The sequence below is a fragment of the Streptomyces sp. NPDC024017 genome (assembly GCF_040638895.1).
Lineage (GTDB): Bacteria > Actinomycetota > Actinomycetes > Streptomycetales > Streptomycetaceae > Streptomyces.
Window position 1 is genome coordinate 159,678 of record NZ_JBEZYZ010000004.1, and the last position, 16,023, is coordinate 175,700.

A 16,023-nucleotide genomic window follows, 5' to 3' on the forward strand; every position below is an offset into this window, starting at 1 on the left:
CGGCTCGTCATGAGAATCCTCATCAGCGCCGACATGGAGGGCGCCACCGGCGTCACCTGGCCCGACGACGTGATGCCGGGCGCGTCCCAGTGGGAGCGCTGCCGCTCGCTGTTCACCTCCGACGTGAACGCCGCCGTACTCGGTTTCCACGACGGCGGCGCCGACGAGGTGATCATCAACGAGGCGCACTCCACGATGCGCAACCTGCTGCTGGAGCAACTCGACGAACGTGCCCAGATGCTCACCGGCCGGCACAAGGCGCTGTCCATGGTGGAGGGCGTGCAGCACGGCGACGTCGACGGCATCGCGTTCGTCGGCTACCACGCCGGCGCCGGCATGGAGGGCGTCCTCGCGCACACCTACCTCGCCAACTCGATCACGGGCGTGTGGCTGAACGACGTACGGGCGAGCGAGGGGCTGCTCAACGCCCATGTCGTCGCCGAGTACGGCGTGCCGGTCGTGCTGGTCACCGGGGACGACGTCGCCTGCGAGGACGCGCTGGGGTACGCGCCCGAGGCTCTCAAGGTCGCGGTGAAGGACCATGTGTCGCGCTACGCGGCGGTGTGCCGTACACCCGCCCGCACCGCGGCCGACATCCGGGCGGCGGCCAAGGAGGCGGCCGCGCTGGCGGTGCGCCACGAACCCGTGCACGGCGGCCCGTTCACCGTGGCCGTGGAGTTCGACGCGGAGCACCTGGCGATGGTCGCCACCGTCGTCCCGGGGGTGGACCGGATCGGGGAGCGGAAGGTGGCGTACACGAGCGAGACCATGTACGAGGGCATCCGCGCCTTCAAGGCGGTCACCACGATCGTCTCGGCCGCGGTGGAGGAGCAGTATGGCTGAGCAGGTGGACGGGACCGCGCTGGACGAGGTCGTGACGTTCACGTCCGACCTCATCCGGATCGACACCACCAACCGGGGCGGGGGCGACTGCCAGGAGCGGCCCGCCGCCGAGTACGCCGCCGCGCGGCTCGCCGGCGCCGGGATCGAGCCCACCCTGCTGGAGCGCACCAAGGGGCGGACCAACGTCGTCGCCCGTATCGAGGGCACCGACCCCGGAGCCGGCGCGCTGCTGCTCCACGGCCATCTGGACGTCGTGCCCGCCGCGGCCGCCGACTGGAGCGTGCACCCGTTCTCCGGGGAGATCCGCGACGGGGTCGTCTGGGGACGCGGCGCCGTCGACATGAAGAACATGGACGCGATGATCCTGGCCGTCGTGCGCGGCTGGGCACGGCAGGGCGTCAGGCCCCGCCGGGACATCGTCATCGCGTTCACCGCGGACGAGGAGGCCAGCGCCGAGGACGGCTCCGGATTCCTCGCCGACGAGCACCCCGCACTGTTCGAGGGCTGCACCGAAGGCATCAGCGAGGCGGGCGCCTTCACCTTCCACGACGGCAACGGGCGGCAGATCTACCCGATCGCGGCCGGGGAGCGCGGCACCGCCTGGCTGAAGCTCACCGCCCGCGGACGCGCCGGACACGGCTCCAGGGTCCACCGGGACAACGCGGTGACCCGCCTAGCGGGCGCGATCGCGCGGATCGGCGCGCACGAGTGGCCCCTGCGGCTGACCCCGACCGTACGGGCCGCACTCACCGAACTCGCTTCGCTCTACGGCATCGAGGCCGACCTCACCGACGTGGACGCACTGCTGGAGAAGCTCGGCCCGGCCGCCGGGCTCGTCGAGCCGACCCTCCGCAACAGTGCCAACCCGACCATGCTGGACGCCGGTTACAAGATCAATGTCATTCCCGGTGAGGCCGTGGCGTACGTGGACGGCCGGTACATGCCCGGCGGCGAGGAGGAGTTCCGCAGCACCCTCGACCGGCTCTCCGGGCCGGACGTGGACTGGGAGTTCCACCACCGCGAGGTCGCCCTGGAGTCGCCGGTGGACTCGGCGACGTTCGCGGGGATGCGGGCCGCCATCGAGGAGTTCGCACCCGAGGGGAAGGTGGTGCCGTTCTGCATGTCCGGCGGCACCGACGCCAAGCAGTTCTCCCGCCTGGGCATCACCGGTTACGGCTTCACCCCGCTGAAGCTGCCGGACGGCTACGACTACGCCGCCATGTTCCACGGCGTCGACGAGCGGGTACCGGTCGAGGCGCTGCACTTCGGCGTCCGCGTACTCGACCGGTTCCTGCGCACGGCCTAGGAGAGTGGGGGAGACGGTGCGGACGCTGGCCTACGGGGCGTGGCCCTCGCCCATCGACGCGGCCCTGACCGCCGCGCACGACGGGCATCCGGAGTATGTGGGCTTCGTCGGCGACGAGGTGTGGTGGACCGAGCCGCGCCCCGAAGAGGGCGGCCGGCGCACCCTCGTGCGGCGGCACGCCGACGGCCGGGAGGAGTCGCTGCTGCCCGCGCCGTGGAACGTGCGCAGCCGGGTCATCGAGTACGGCGGGCACCCGTGGGCCGCCCTCCCGGGCGACGCCGGACCGCTGGTGGTGTTCGTGAACTTCGCCGACCAGCGGCTGTACCGCTGCGCGCCGGGCGGCGAACCCCAGCCGCTCACCCCCGTGTCCCCCGTAGGCGCGGGCCTGCGCTGGGCCGAGCCGCTGCTGCGGCCCGAACGGGGGGAAGTGTGGTGCGTGCTGGAGGAGTTCACCGGCGACGGACCCACCGACCTGCGCCGCGTCCTGGCCGCCGTCCCGCTGGACGGATCCGCGGCCCGGGACCGGGACGCCGTACGCGAACTCGCCGACGGGCGGCACCGGTTCGTGACCGGCCCGAAGCTCTCGCCCGACGGGGAGCGGGCCGCCTGGCTCGCCTGGGACCATCCGCGCATGCCGTGGGACGGCACCGAACTGCTCCTCGCCGACGTCGCCCCTGACGGCACCCTGCGCGGCGCCCGGGCCGTGGCCGGCGGACCCGGCGAGTCGATCGCCCAGGCCGACTGGACCCACGACGGCCGCCTGCTGTACGCGAGCGACCGCACCGGCTGGTGGAACCTCTACCTCGACGGGGAGCCGCTGTGCCCGCGCGAGGAGGAGTTCGGCGGGGCGCTGTGGAAGCTGGGTTCGAGATGGTTCACGCCGCTGGACAGCGGTCTGATCGCCGTCGTGCACGGCCGGGGCGCCACCGCCCTCGGCATACTGGACCCCGAGACCGGCGAGGTCGTCGACGCGGCCGGACCCTGGACCGAGTTCGCCCCCACCCTCGCCGCCCACGGCGAACGGGTCGTCGCGGTCGGGGCCAGCCCGCGCAGCGCCTACGAGGTCGTCGAGCTGGACGCCCGCACCGGCCGGGCCCGTGTCATCGGTGCCGAGCACGACGACGCCGTGGATCCCGCGTACTACCCCGAGCCGCAGATCCGCACCTTCACCGGCCCCGACGGACGCGACATCCACGCCCACCTCTACCCGCCGCACCACCCCGGCTGCGTCGCGCCCGGCGACGAACTGCCGCCCTACGTCCTCTGGGCGCACGGCGGACCCACCGGCCGCGCGCCGCTCGTGCTCGACCTGGAGATCGCCTACTTCACCTCGCGCGGCATCGGCGTCGCCGAGGTCAACTACGGCGGCTCCACGGGATACGGCCGCCCGTACCGCGAGCGGCTGCGCGAGCAGTGGGGCGTGGTGGACGTCGAGGACTGCGCCGCCGTCGCCCTGGCCCTCGCCGACGAGGGCACCGCCGACCGCGGCCGGCTCGCCGTCCGGGGCGGCAGCGCGGGCGGCTGGACCGCCGCCGCCTCGCTCACCACCACCGACGTCTACGCCTGCGGCACCATCAAGTACCCGATCCTGGACCTGGCCGGCTGGGGCGCGGGGGAGACCCACGACTTCGAGTCGCAGTACCTGGAGAGCCTGATCGGGCCGCTCGCCGACGTGCCCGCCCGGTACGCGGAGCGCTCGCCCGCCGCCCACGCCGACCGCCTCGCCGTGCCGTTCCTGCTGCTCCAGGGCCTGGACGACGTGATCTGCCCGCCCGTGCAGTGCGAGCGGTTCCTGGCCCGGCTGGAGGGCCGGAAGGTGCCGCACGCGTATCTCGCCTTCGAGGGGGAGGGGCACGGGTTCCGGAGGGCGGAGACCATGGTGCGTGCCCTGGAGGCGGAACTCTCCCTCTACGCCCAGGTGTTCCGCCTGAACCCGCCCGGTATCCCCCTTCTGGAGCTCGCCAAGTGAATCCGTCGGTACGACCGCCCCGGCTCGCCCCCGGCGCCCGCGTCGCCGTCGTCGCGCCCAGCGGGCCGGTGCCCGAGGAGCGGCTCCAGGCCGGGCTCGACATCCTGCGCGGCTGGGACCTCGACCCCGTGGTGATGCCCCATGTGCTCGGCCGCCACGGGCAGTTGGACTACCTGGCCGGCACGGACGAGCAGCGGGCCGCCGACCTCCAGAACGCCTGGTGCGATCCGTCCGTCGCGGCCGTGCTGTGCGCCCGGGGCGGGTACGGGGCGCAACGCATGGTCGACCTGCTCGACTGGGAGGCGATGCGGGCGGCGGGCCCGAAGGTGTTCGCCGGGTTCAGCGACGTCACCGTCCTGCACCAGGCCTTCGCCACCCGCCTGGGCCTGGTCACCCTGTACGGGCCCGCGGCCGCCGGCGTCGACTTCCTCAAGAACGCCCGGGCCCAGCAGCACCTGCGGGCCACCCTCTTCGAGCCGGAGTCCGTACGAACCGTCACGGCCGTGCGCCCGGGCGGCACCGCACTGGTCCCGGGCCGCGCCCGGGGTGTCACCCTGGGCGGCTGCCTGAGCCTGCTCGCGAGCGACCTCGGCACTCCGCACGCCCACCCCGGGGCGCGGGGCGGGCTGTTGCTGATGGAGGACGTCGGCGAGAGCCCGTACCGCCTGGACCGGTACCTGACCCAACTCCTGCGCACCGGCTGGCTCGACGGGGTCGCCGGGATCGTCCTCGGGTCCTGGGCGGCGTGCGGCCCGTACGGGGAGCTGCGCGCGGTCCTCGTCGACCGGCTCGGCGGCCTGGGCGTCCCGGTCGTGGAGGAGTTCGGGTTCGGGCACGGCGAGGGCGCGCTCACCATGCCCCTCGGGGTCCGTGCCGAACTGGATGCCGTGGCAGGCACGTTGACGCTGGACGAACCGGCACTGGGCTGAGGGCGACCCCTGCTGAATTCCTGTCAAGAAACCCTCGTTTCGGTGATTGACGGCTCCTGACACGTGTCACACCATGACAACCGGCCAGTACCTACTGGTCGGTACCCCGGTTGCCCTCACCGTGGAGGTCCGTGTGTTCCGACGCGTGCCCAGATCCCGCGCGCCCCTCGCTCTCGCTCTGGGCGCCGCCCTGGCCGTGCCCCTCGCCCTCACACCGCCCGCGACCGCCGCCGACGCCTACACCGTCACGCCGCTGAAGTTCACCGTCCGGGCGGGCGGCCGCGCCTGCACGGTCGACGCCGACCTGTACCGTCCCGCGGGCGTGGACCACGACCACCCGGCGCCCGCCGTGCTCGCCACGAACGGCTTCGGCGGCAGCAAGACCGACGGCTCCACGGACACCATCGGCAAGGCCTTCGCCCAGCGCGGCTACGTCTCGCTCGTCTACTCCGGGCTCGGATTCGGCCGCAGCGGCTGCCTCATCTCCCTCGACGACCCGGACATCGACGGCGCCGCCGCCTCGCGGCTGGTCGACTTCCTGGGCGGCACCCGCGCCGCCGACGACGGCACCACCGCCGACTACGTCACCCGTGACGCACCGGGCGACCCGCGCGTCGGCATGATCGGCGGCTCCTACGGCGGCGCCGTCCAGCTCGCGACGGCCGCCGTCGACCACCGCCTCGACGCGCTCGTCCCGATGATCACCTGGAACGACCTGGCGTACTCACTCGATCCCAACAACGCCGTCGGCAGCGGAGGCGTCCCCGGGGCCTTCAAATGGCAGTGGACGAACGGCTTCTACCTCAGCGGCGAGGGTCAGCCGCTGCTCCAGCCGAGCCTCGACCCGTCCCGCATCAACTCCCTGGCCTGCCTGCACTTCGTCACCGAGGCCTGCCGGACCGTCCACACCCTCAACTCCGGGAGCTACCCGGCCGACCGGACCGCCGAGCTGCTCGCCTTCGCGCACCGCGTCTCGCCGGTGTCGTACCTCCACCGCGTCGACACACCGACCCTGCTGGTCCAGGGCCAGGCCGACACCCTGTTCAACCTCAACGAGGCCACGGCGACGTACCGGACGCTCAAGGCCCAGGGCACGCCGGTCAAGATGATCTGGCAGTCCTGGGGCCACAGCGGCGGCCTCACCGGCCCGGCCTCCGGTGAACTCGACCTGTCCAAGGGCAACCTGGAGACCAGCTACGTCGGCCGGCGCGTCCTTGCCTGGTTCGACCGCCATCTGCGCGAGCAGACCCACGTCGACACGGGCCCGGCCTTCGCCTACTACCGCGACTGGATCACCGACCCCGACCGCACCTACGCCACCGCCGGCGACCTTCCCGCCCTCAGCCGCACCCTGTACCTCTCCGGTGACGGCACACTCGTCGACCATCGCGGCCAGGTGGTCCGCGGCAGCCGCGGCTACACCAACTGGCTGATCCCCACGAGCCATTCGGAGAGCTCGCTCTCCGGCCTCATCGGACTGCGGGACTCACCGCCGCGCGACACCGAGGGCACCTACGTCGACTGGACGAGCGCGCCGCTGGAACGCCCCCTCGACGTCGTCGGCGCACCCCGGGCCACGCTCAAGGTCGTCTCCCCGAAGGCCGAGCGCACCCAGAACTCCGCCGACGCGGCCGACAAGCTCGTGCTGTTCGCCAAGCTCTACGACGTCGCCCCCGACGGCACCCGCACCCTGGTGCGCCGCCTGGTCGCGCCGGTGCGTGTCCCGGACGTCACCAAGAGCTTCACCGTCACCCTGCCCGGCATCGTGCACCGGTACGAGACCGGGCACCGGCTGCGGTTCGTGATCGCCGCGAGCGACGACGCCTACTTCGGCAACCGGGGGATCAAACCGGTGACCGTGGTCAGCGGGGAGCGCGACACCGGGGTGCTCCGGCTGCCGGTCGCCGGCTCCTGACGCCACGACTGGGGACACACAGGCAGCGCGGTTACTGTGGCGGGGTGCCGCACCACGCATCCCGCCACCTCGCCGAAGGCCCCCGGGTGGGCATTCGCCACTTCACCTACGAGGACGGTGCCGAGTTCACCGCCCGCGCCCGGGAGAGCAAGGACCTGCACCACCCGTGGCTCTTCCCGCCCACCACGACACAGGCGTACACCGCCTACGCGGGGCGGCTGATCGAGGACCCGTCCAAGGCCGGGTTCCTGGTCTGCGAGAAGAGCGACGGGGCCATCGGCGGGTTCATCAACATCAACAACATCGTCGAGGGCGGCTTCCAGTCCGGGGCGCTCGGCTACGGCGCCTTCGCGCACGCCGCCGGGCGGGGGCTGATGCGCGAAGGGCTGGACCTCGTCGTGCGGTACGCGTTCGGCCCGATGCGGCTGCACCGGCTGGAGATCAACGTCCAGCCGGGGAACGCCGCGTCGATCGCCCTGGCCCGCGGCTGCGGGTTCCGCCTGGAGGGCTTCTCGCCGAAGATGCTCTTCGTCGACGGGGCCTGGCGCGACCACGAACGCTGGGCGATCACCACCGAGATGATCACCCCGCCGACGCGGCACTGAGCCCCGGCGCCGCTCACGCGTGGCGGTCCACGTACTCGTAGACCGACCCGTCCGGATGCAGGGCGATCAGATTGCGGCCCGCCGGTGAGGCGATGGGGCCCGCGACGATGTGGGCGCCCAGCCCGGTCAGCACCTTGTGGGTCTCCTCGACGTCCGTCACGGCGATCGTCGCGGCGACCTTGCGCAGCACCTCCAGTTCGGCCGGAGGACCGCTCATCAGCAGGAAGCAGCCGATCGCCGCCACCTGGACACCTCCCCGCTCGAAGCGCTGGGCTCTGCCGCCCGCCAGCTGCTCGTAGAAGGGGATCGCGGTCTCGAGGTCGTCGACGCAGACGCGCAGTGTGGCACCCAGAATCTCCATGCTGCTGAGCCTAGTTACGCACCGGGGGGCGAGGGTACCCGGCCGGGCATGAAGCCGTTGGATCACCTGGAGCATCTGGACAAGCACCTGGTCGACGAACTGGCACAGGTGGCGCGCGAGACCGTACGGGAGGAACTGCGCGAGCAGACGCGCAAGCAGCGCCGCAAGGCCGCGCTGTACGCCGCGTCCGGCGCCCTCGCCCTGTACGCGGGCGCGGCCCTCGCACTCGCCGTGGGGCTGGCCCTCGCCCTCGGCCTGCCCGACTGGGCCGCCGCGCTGATCACCGCAGTGATCCTCGGAGCCCTGGCCTATGTGCTGCGCGGCATGGCCCGGCCGTCCCGGCCGGGCCCGGAGCACGCGGCCGGCATGGCGCCGGGCGGGGACAGCGCCCGCCAGACCGCCGCCGGGGCGGTCGGCGGCATGCCGTATCCGCCCGTTCCGCCGGCCCCGCCCGCCGGGACTGCCGCCCCGGGCACCGTGCCCCCGCGGCCGGCCGACGGCCCGGACGTACCCCACCGCGGGGCGTGATGCCGGGTGCGCAAGGCGGGAACATCGCACCAGCGCGGCCGCGTGGTCGTGGTGACCGGTGCCAGCGGCGGTGTCGGACGGGCGACGGTCCGGGCCTTCGCCGCCCGCGGCGACAAGGTCGCCCTGCTCGCCCGGGGGCGTGAGGGACTCGCCGCCGCGGCGGACGAGGTGGAGCGCGCCGGGGGCGAGGCGCTCGTCGTCGGCGTGGACGTCTCCGACGCCAAGGCCGTCGACGACGCCGCCCAGCAGGTCGTCGACGCGTACGGGCACATCGACGTCTGGGTCAACAACGCCTTCACCGGGGTGTTCGCGCCGTTCACGGAGGTCGCCCCGGACGAGTTCAGGCGCGTGACCGAAGTGACGTACCTGGGCTATGTGTTCGGCACGCGGGCCGCCCTGCGTCACATGCTGCCGCGCGACCGCGGCACGATCGTGCAGGTCGGCTCCGCGCTCGCCTACCGGGGCATCCCCCTGCAGTCGGCGTACTGCGGGGCCAAGCACGCGATCCAGGGGTTCAACGAGTCTTTGCGCTGCGAGCTGCTGCACGCGCGCAGCGGGGTGCGCACGACGATGGTGCAGCTGCCGGGCCTCAACACCCCGCAGTTCGACTGGGTGCTGAACCGGATGCCGGGCCGGGCCCGGCCCGTCGCGCCCGTGTACCAGCCGGAGGTCGCGGCCCGGGCGATCGTCCACGCGTCGTCGCACGCGCGGCGCCGGGAGTACTGGGTGGGCGGCTCCACGGCCGCCACGCTCCTCGCCAACGCGGTCGTCCCCGGGCTGCTGGAACGCTATCTGGCCCGCACCAACATCGACGCGCAGCAGGAGGAGGGCCGGCCCGAGGGGCCGGCGAACCTGTGGTCCCCGGCGGACGGCCCGCACGGACGGGACTTCGGCGCGCACGGACGCTTCGACGACGAAGCCACCGGCGGCGGCCCGCAGCAGTGGCTGTCGCGCAACCGCGGGTGGATGGGCGCGGCCCTCACCGCGGGAGCGGGCGCCCTGGCGGCCCGCAAGCTGGCCGGGATGGCGCGCCGGTAGGGACGGTCGTCCGCGTGCCGCCCGGCCGTCGAGGCCGTCCGGGCCGGGCGGGCGACGATGCGGGCGAGCTGCTCCACGTGCCGCGGGGCCGCGGGGCAGGTCCCTGACTGAGGTCCCGAGGGCGTCTTCCTCAGGTCCCGAGGGCGCCTTCGCCCGTTTCTCCGTCGAGGAACCGGAGCAGCACCGCCGCCTCCGCCCGGAGCCGCGCGGCCCGGTCGGCGTGTGCGGGCGCGGTCAACCCGTCCGCCGCCGCCAGTCGTTCCTCGGCCTCGGCGCGTACGACGTGCAGGACGTCCCGCTCGCTGAGCTCGCGCCGGGCCACCTCGGTGGCGCCGGCGCCGACCGGGGAGGCTTCCAGCGCCCCGGCGCGGGGCGCCGTGCCGGCCATGGGCACCGCCTCGGCGTTGTCCAGCGCGGCCAGGGTGCTGCGCAGGGCACTCACCGCGGCCTTGTCCCGGGCCCGCATCGCTTCCGGCAGGGCGTCACGCAGACGAAGACGTACAGACATGCGGGCGACTCTAGGCGACCAGGCATTCCTCCACCTCTTGATTTGTGCGCGCTCGGCCCCCGTCAGACGGCCTGCTGGAGCTGCGGCAGCACCTTCGTGCGGTAGAAGTCGAAGAAGCCGCGCAGGTCCGGGCCGATCTGGTTCACATAGACCCGGTCGAAGCCCGCGTCGGCGAACTGCTTCAGCTCCGCCACGTGCTCGTCCACGTCGTCGCCGCACACCCGGTTCCCGCGCACCATGTCCTCGGTGACGAGCTGCTGCGCCTGCTCGAAATGCTTGGGGGAGGGCAGCACCTGGCCCAGCTCGCCCGGCAGCTGCTCGTTCGCCCAGAGCCGGTGCACGGTCCGTACGGCCTCCTCCTTGTCGGTGTCGTAGCAGACCTTGGTGCCGCCGCTCACCAGCTTTCCGCCGCCTCCGCCCTTGCGGTACTGCTCCACCATCGCCTCGTCCGGCGTGACCGTGATGTAGCCGTCGCCGACGCGGGAGGCGAGCTGGGTCGCGGCGGGGCCGAAGCCGGAGATGTCGATCGGGATCGGCTCGTCCGGGACGGTGTACAGGCGGGCGTTCTCGACCGTGTAGTGCGGCCCGTGGTGGTTCACCTCCTCGCCGGTGAACAGCCGGCGCATCACCTGGATGGCCTCCTCCAGCATGTCGAGGCGGACGTGGGCCGGCGGCCAGTGGTCGCCCAGGATGTGCTCGTTGAGCGCCTCGCCGGAGCCGACACCGAGCCGGAAACCGTTGTTCGTCATCACCGCGCTGGTCGCCGCGGCGTGCGCCACCACCGCCGGGTGCATGCGCACCGTCGGGCAGGTCACCGCCGTCTCGACCGGCAGGGACACCGCCTCGGACAGCGCGCCGATCACCGACCACACGAACGGGCTCTGGCCCTGCTCGTCGTTCCACGGGTGGTAGTGGTCCGAGATCCACAGCGCCTGGAATCCGGCCTGCTCGGCCATCCGTGCCTGCTCGATCAGCTCGGCGGGTCCGTACTGCTCGCACGAGAGGAAGTAGCCGTACTCGGGCATGAGGGGAGCCTCCGCGACGTCGGCGGTCCGTATCCCGCACCGGGTACCCGGGCGCGGGGCCGGAAACCGGCGGCGTCCGGGCGAGCGGGACCCGGCCGACGTTTGGGTGCCCTGGCCAGGGGGACGCGGAAGGCTCCCGAGCTACGCGACAGCGCCGGAGGCGAGCGACCGTGAGTCGACCCCGCATCGTGATCGTCGGTGCCGGCTTCGCCGGGTACCGCACGGCCCGCACCCTGTCCCGGCTCACCCGGGGCCGGGCGCACATCACCCTGCTGAACCCCACCGATTACTTCCTGTACCTTCCCCTGCTGCCCCAGGTCGCCGCCGGCATCCTGGAGCCGCGCCGGGTCACGGTCTCCCTCTCGGACTCGCTGCCGGACGTACGGCTGGTGCTGGGCGAGGCCGACCGCATCGACCTCGACGACCGCACGCTGCACTACACCGGCCCCGAGGGCGAGGGCGGCACCCTCGCCTACGACCGGCTGGTGCTCGCCGCGGGCAGCGTCAACAAGCTGCTGCCCATCCCCGGTGTCGCCGAGCACGCGCACGGTTTCCGGGGGCTGCCCGAGGCGCTGTACCTGCGTGATCACGTGACCCGGCAGGTGGAGCTCGCGGCCTCCGCGGACGATCCCGAGACCTGTGCCGCGCGGTGCACCTTCGTGGTGGTCGGCGCCGGGTACACGGGCACCGAGGTCGCCGCGCACGGGCAGATGTTCACCGACGCGCAGGTGCGCAAGCATCCGCTGCGGCAGGGCATGCGACCGCGCTGGATGCTGCTGGACGTGGCGCCGCGGGTGCTGCCGGAGATGGACGAGAAGCTGTCCACCACCGCCGACCGGGTGCTGCGGCAGCGGGGCGTGGACGTGCGGATGGGGACCTCCGTGAAGGAGGCCACGCATGACGGCGTCGTGCTGACCGACGGCGAGTTCGTCGAGACCCGGACGCTGGTGTGGTGCGTGGGCGTACGTCCGGACCCGCTGGTCGAGTCCCTCGGGCTGCCGATGGAGAAGGGGCGGCTGCTCGTCGACCCGCACCTGCAGGTGCCGGGCAGGCCGGAGCTGTTCGCGTGCGGGGACGTGGCCGCGGTACCCGATCTGGAGAACCCGGGGAGCTATACGCCGATGACCGCGCAGCACGCCTGGCGGCACGGCAAGGTCGCGGCGGAGAACGTCGCCGCGTCGCTCGGTCTCGGCGGTGCGCGCAAGCCCTACCGCCATCGCGACCTGGGTTTCGTCGTCGACCTGGGCGGGGCGAAGGCCGCCGCCAACCCGCTCGGCGTGCCCCTGTCCGGCGTACCGGCGGGCGTGGTGACGCGGGGCTACCACCTCGCCGCGATGCCCGGCAACCGCGTCCGGGTCGCCGCCGACTGGCTGCTGGACGCCGTACTGCCGCGCCAGGCCGTGCAGTTGGGGCTCGTGCGGTCCTGGTCGGTGCCGCTGGACACGTCGTCGCCCGAGGTGGCCCGGGTGCCGGGTGGCCCCGGGCAGCGGCAGGAGGCGAGCGCCCGGTCCGGGCCGGGGGCGGCGCTCGCGGCCGACACGGACGACGGAGGCCCCGGCACCGGAGGGCAGGGCCCGGCCCGGCCCCACGAAGAGCCCGCGAAGGGGCAGCCCGGATCCGGGGCGACGCAGGTACGGCCCGGATCCGGGGCCGCGGTACCGCGGTCCGAGTCAGAGACGGCGAAGGGCCGCCCGGTCGAGGGCCGGCCCCCCTCCGGGCACGGGGAGCTGCGGTCCGAGTCCGAGACGGCGAAGGGGCGCCCGGCTGCGGGAGCTGCCGCGGAACCGGACAGAAACCAGCCGGGTGGCGAGCCTGCCCGGAGTCAGCCGGGCGGTGAAGCGGCGAGGAACCAGCCGGGTGGCGAGCCCGCCAGCGGTCAGCCGGGTGGCGAACCGGCCAGCGGTCAGCCGGGTGGCGAGCCTGCGCGGAGTCAGCCGGGCGGTGAAGCGGCGAGGAATCAGCCGAGTGGTGAGCCCGCCAGGAACCAGCCCGGTGGTGAGCCCGCCAGGAACCAGCCCGGTGGCGAGCCCGCCAGGAATCAGCCCGGTGGCGAGCCCGCGAAGAACCAGCCCGGTGGCGAGCCCGCGAAGAACCAGCCGGGCGGTGAACCCGCGAAGAACCAGCCCGCGTCCCGGCCCGGCCAATCACCCCCGACCCCTCATCCCGCCCCCGGCCCCGTCAAGCGAACCGACCTCCCGGACGACTCCGCGAAAGGAGACTCATGAACACCGGTGAACTCACCGACCTCGGACAGCAGCTGCGGGTGGACAGTGTCCGCGCCGCCGCCGCGGCGGGCTCCGGGCACCCGACGTCCTCGATGTCCGCGGCCGACCTGATGGCCGTCCTGCTGGCGAACCACCTCCACTACGACTTCGACCGCCCCGCCCACCCGGCCAACGACCGCTTCGTCCTCTCCAAGGGCCATGCCTCCCCGCTGCTGTACTCGGCGTACAAGGCGGCCGGCGCCATCGACGACGAGGAACTGCTCACCTTCCGCAAGCTGGGCAGCCGCCTCGAAGGGCACCCCACCCCGCAGCGCCTGCCGTGGGTCGAGACGGCCACCGGCTCGCTCGGGCAGGGCCTGCCCGTCGGGGTCGGCATCGCGCTGGCCGGCAAGCGGCTCGACCGCAGCGGCTACCGCACCTGGGTGCTGTGCGGTGACAGCGAGCTGGCCGAGGGATCCGTGTGGGAGGCCGCCGAGCACGCCGGGTACGAGCACCTGGACAACCTCACCGTGATCGTCGACGTCAACCGGCTCGGCCAGCGCGGCCCCACCCGGCACGGCCACGACCTGGACGCCTACGCCCGCCGTTTCCAGGCCTTCGACTGGCACACCATCGAGGTCGACGGCCACGACGTGGACGCCGTCGACCGCGCCTACGGAGAGGCCGCGTCCACCAAGGGCCAGCCCACCGCGATCCTCGCCCGCACCCTCAAGGGCAAGGGCGTCGAGGGCGTCCAGGACCGCGAGGGCCTGCACGGCAAGCCGCTGCCGGAGGCCGAGGAGGCGATCGCCGAACTCGGCGGCCCGCGTGACATCCGCGTCCGGGTGCAGGAGCCGCCCGCCGCCCGCATGCTGCACTCCGTCCACACCGGGAACTTCGAACTCCCCAGGTGGGACAAGGGCGAAGAGGTCGCCACCCGCAACGCCTTCGGTGAGGCGCTCGCCGCCCTCGGCACCGGCCGCGGCGACATCGTCGCCCTGGACGGCGAGGTCGGCGACTCCACCCGCGCCGAGTTCTTCGCCAAGGAGCACCCCGACCGCTACTTCGAGTGCTACATCGCCGAGCAGCAGCTGGTCGCCTCGGCCGTCGGCCTCGCGTCCCGCGGCTGGGTGCCGTACGCCGCCACGTTCGCGGCGTTCCTGACCCGGGCCTACGACTTCGTCCGGATGGCGTCCGTCAGCGGCTCCGGCATCAACCTCGTCGGCTCGCACGCGGGTGTCGCCATCGGCCAGGACGGGCCCAGCCAGATGGGTCTGGAGGACCTGGCGATGATGCGGGCGGTGCACGGCTCGACCGTGCTGTACCCGTGCGACGCCAACCAGACCGCTCGGCTCGTCGGCGCGATGGCCGGCCTGGAGGGCGTCCGCTACCTGCGCACCTCGCGCGGCGAGAGCCCGGTGATCTACGGCCCCGACGAGGAGTTCCCGGTCGGCGGCAGCAAGGTCCTGCGCTCCTCCGGCCAGGACCGGCTGACCCTCGTCGCGGCGGGAGTCACCGTGCACGAGGCGCTGGCCGCCGCCGAGGCCCTGGAGCAGGAGGGCATCCCGGTGCGGGTGATCGACCTGTACTCCGTGAAGCCCGTCGACCGGGCCACCCTGCACCGGGCCGCCGAGGAGACCGGCTGCCTGGTGACCGTGGAGGACCACCACCCCGAGGGCGGTATCGGGGACGCGGTCCTCGACGCCTTCACCGACGGGCGCCCCGTACCGCGTCTGGTGCGGCTCGGCGTACGGAGCATGCCGGGCTCCGCGTCCCCGGAGGAGCAGCTGCGCGCCTCGGGCATCGACGCGGAGTCCATCGCGGCGGCCGGGCGGCTGCTGGTAGAGGAGGCGGTCGTGCGGTGAGCGGCGGCGACGGCACGCGCAGGGTGCGGGCGGGCCGCCGCACGGTGGAGGTGCACCGGCCGGACAAGGTGCTCTTCCCCGGCGGCGGCGACGCCAAGGAGTACACCAAGGCCGATCTGGTGGACTTCTACCGGGCCGTCGCGCCCTTCATGCTGCCGCACCTGCGCGGCCGCCCGCTGATGCTGGAGCGGCACCCCGACGGCATCGACGGGCCGACGTTCATGCAGAAGAACACCCCGGACCACTACCCGGAGTGGATCAGGCGCGTCGAGCTGGCCAAGGAGGGCGGCACCGTCTGCCACGCCGTCTGTGACGACACGGCGACCCTCCTCTACCTGGCCGACCAGGCGAGCATCACCCTGCACCGCTGGCTGTCCCGTGCCGACAGCGTCGACCACCCCGACCGGCTGGTCTTCGACCTCGACCCGTCGGGAGACGACTTCGGGGCCGTGCGCGAGGCCGCCCGGCTGCTCGGGGAGCTGCTCGACGAACTGGAGCTGCCGTCGGCGCTGATGACCACCGGCTCGCGCGGGCTGCATGTGATCGTGCCGCTGAACGGCCGGCACGACTTCGACGAGGTACGTGCCTTCGCCCGGGACGTCGCCGACACCCTCGCCGAGGCGCACCCCGACCGTCTCACCACTGCCGCCCGCAAGAAGGAGCGCGGCGAGCGGCTCTACCTCGACATCCAGCGCAACGCCTACGCCCAGACCGCCGTCGCGCCCTACACGGTCCGGCCTCGCCCGGGTGCGCCGGTGGCCACCCCCATCACCTGGGCCCAGCTGGACGACCCGGAGCTCGGCGCCCGCCGCTGGACCATCGCCGACGCCGTCGAGCAGGCCCGCACGAACCCCTGGTCAGGCCTGCTGAACCGCGGCCGGGCGCTGGGTCCGGCGCGGCGGCGGCTGATCGCCCTGCGCGGCTGAA

The 16,023-nt window shown here is 73.4% G+C and carries 14 protein-coding genes; 11 read left to right on the forward strand and 3 right to left on the reverse strand.

Going from position 1 to position 16,023, the window contains the following annotated elements; translation table 11 throughout:
• Positions 1-9: 9 nt before the first annotated feature.
• The 6 genes from AB0G20_RS12075 to AB0G20_RS12100 all read left to right on the forward strand — a co-directional run bounded on the left by AB0G20_RS12075 (position 10) and on the right by AB0G20_RS12100 (position 7,567).
• Entirely contained in the window at positions 10-843 is an 834-nt protein-coding gene (locus AB0G20_RS12075; RefSeq protein WP_361299777.1) for a M55 family metallopeptidase, read from the forward strand.
• Positions 836-2,149: a M20/M25/M40 family metallo-hydrolase gene (locus AB0G20_RS12080; RefSeq protein ID WP_361299780.1), complete on the forward strand. Its 1,314-nt coding sequence runs from the start codon at positions 836-838 to the stop codon at positions 2,147-2,149. Before AB0G20_RS12075 ends, AB0G20_RS12080 begins: the two co-directional genes overlap by 8 nt.
• A gap of 4 nt (positions 2,150-2,153) precedes the next feature.
• Positions 2,154-4,118 carry a prolyl oligopeptidase family serine peptidase gene (locus tag AB0G20_RS12085; RefSeq protein ID WP_361299783.1) on the forward strand — a complete coding sequence of 655 codons (1,965 nt, stop codon included), beginning with the start codon at positions 2,154-2,156 and terminating at the stop codon, positions 4,116-4,118.
• Positions 4,115-5,047: an LD-carboxypeptidase gene (locus tag AB0G20_RS12090; RefSeq protein ID WP_361299786.1), complete on the forward strand. Its 933-nt coding sequence runs from the start codon at positions 4,115-4,117 to the stop codon at positions 5,045-5,047. The genes AB0G20_RS12085 and AB0G20_RS12090 overlap by 4 nt, the downstream gene beginning before the upstream one ends.
• A 145-nt stretch (positions 5,048-5,192) precedes the next feature.
• Positions 5,193-6,962, forward strand: a complete 1,770-nt coding sequence (locus tag AB0G20_RS12095) for a CocE/NonD family hydrolase (RefSeq protein ID WP_361299789.1) — start codon at positions 5,193-5,195, stop codon at positions 6,960-6,962.
• Between the two features lie 44 nt (positions 6,963-7,006).
• Positions 7,007-7,567 (forward strand): GNAT family protein, encoded by a 561-nt coding sequence (locus AB0G20_RS12100; RefSeq protein ID WP_361299792.1) that lies wholly within the window; start codon positions 7,007-7,009, stop codon positions 7,565-7,567.
• Between the two features lie 13 nt (positions 7,568-7,580).
• On the opposite strand, the gene AB0G20_RS12105 is transcribed toward AB0G20_RS12100, so the two are convergent.
• Positions 7,581-7,928, reverse strand: a complete 348-nt coding sequence (locus AB0G20_RS12105; protein WP_361299795.1) for a VOC family protein — start codon at positions 7,926-7,928, stop codon at positions 7,581-7,583.
• A 48-nt stretch (positions 7,929-7,976) separates the two neighbouring features.
• Here AB0G20_RS12105 and AB0G20_RS12110 point away from each other — a divergent pair, with 48 nt between their 5' ends.
• Both AB0G20_RS12110 and AB0G20_RS12115 read left to right on the forward strand, forming a co-directional pair.
• A complete protein-coding gene (locus AB0G20_RS12110; RefSeq protein ID WP_361299798.1) occupies positions 7,977-8,456 on the forward strand; it encodes a phage holin family protein in 480 nt (159 codons plus the stop codon).
• Between the two features lie 6 nt (positions 8,457-8,462).
• The gene (locus AB0G20_RS12115; RefSeq protein WP_361299801.1) at positions 8,463-9,494 is read left to right on the forward strand and encodes an SDR family oxidoreductase; all 1,032 of its coding nucleotides are present in this window, start codon (positions 8,463-8,465) and stop codon (positions 9,492-9,494) included.
• 130 nt (positions 9,495-9,624) lie between these two features.
• Here AB0G20_RS12115 and AB0G20_RS12120 read toward each other — a convergent pair whose 3' ends face one another.
• Positions 9,625-9,960 carry a hypothetical protein gene (locus AB0G20_RS12120; RefSeq protein ID WP_361300902.1) on the reverse strand — a complete coding sequence of 112 codons (336 nt, stop codon included), beginning with the start codon at positions 9,958-9,960 and terminating at the stop codon, positions 9,625-9,627.
• Positions 9,961-10,064: 104 nt separating this feature from the next.
• Positions 10,065-11,027 (reverse strand): TIGR03557 family F420-dependent LLM class oxidoreductase, encoded by a 963-nt coding sequence (locus AB0G20_RS12125; RefSeq protein WP_361299804.1) that lies wholly within the window; start codon positions 11,025-11,027, stop codon positions 10,065-10,067.
• Positions 11,028-11,197: 170 nt separating this feature from the next.
• On the opposite strand from AB0G20_RS12125, the gene AB0G20_RS12130 reads away from it, so the two are divergent.
• The 3 genes from AB0G20_RS12130 to ligD are packed head-to-tail and all read left to right on the forward strand — an operon-like array spanning position 11,198 to position 16,022.
• Entirely contained in the window at positions 11,198-13,252 is a 2,055-nt protein-coding gene (locus AB0G20_RS12130; RefSeq protein ID WP_361299807.1) for an FAD-dependent oxidoreductase, read from the forward strand.
• Entirely contained in the window at positions 13,249-15,096 is a 1,848-nt protein-coding gene (locus AB0G20_RS12135) for a transketolase (RefSeq protein WP_361299810.1), read from the forward strand. Before AB0G20_RS12130 ends, AB0G20_RS12135 begins: the two co-directional genes overlap by 4 nt.
• The gene (ligD, locus tag AB0G20_RS12140) at positions 15,093-16,022 is read left to right on the forward strand and encodes a non-homologous end-joining DNA ligase (RefSeq protein WP_361299813.1); all 930 of its coding nucleotides are present in this window, start codon (positions 15,093-15,095) and stop codon (positions 16,020-16,022) included. The genes AB0G20_RS12135 and ligD overlap by 4 nt, the downstream gene beginning before the upstream one ends.
• The last annotated feature ends 1 nt before the right edge of the window (position 16,023 follow it).

What these genes read in the sequence shown, in the direction of transcription:
- AB0G20_RS12080 (WP_361299780.1), top strand. Translation starts at nt 836, where the DNA reads ATGGCTGAGCAGGTGGACGGGACCGCGCTGGACGAGGTCGTGACGTTC.
- AB0G20_RS12120 (WP_361300902.1), bottom strand. Translation starts at nt 9,960, where the DNA reads ATGCGGGCCCGGGACAAGGCCGCGGTGAGTGCCCTGCGCAGCACCCTG.
- AB0G20_RS12075 (WP_361299777.1), top strand. Translation starts at nt 10, where the DNA reads ATGAGAATCCTCATCAGCGCCGACATGGAGGGCGCCACCGGCGTCACC.
- AB0G20_RS12110 (WP_361299798.1), top strand. Translation starts at nt 7,977, where the DNA reads ATGAAGCCGTTGGATCACCTGGAGCATCTGGACAAGCACCTGGTCGAC.
- AB0G20_RS12105 (WP_361299795.1), bottom strand. Translation starts at nt 7,928, where the DNA reads ATGGAGATTCTGGGTGCCACACTGCGCGTCTGCGTCGACGACCTCGAG.
- AB0G20_RS12135 (WP_361299810.1), top strand. Translation starts at nt 13,249, where the DNA reads ATGAACACCGGTGAACTCACCGACCTCGGACAGCAGCTGCGGGTGGAC.
- AB0G20_RS12125 (WP_361299804.1), bottom strand. Translation starts at nt 11,027, where the DNA reads ATGCCCGAGTACGGCTACTTCCTCTCGTGCGAGCAGTACGGACCCGCC.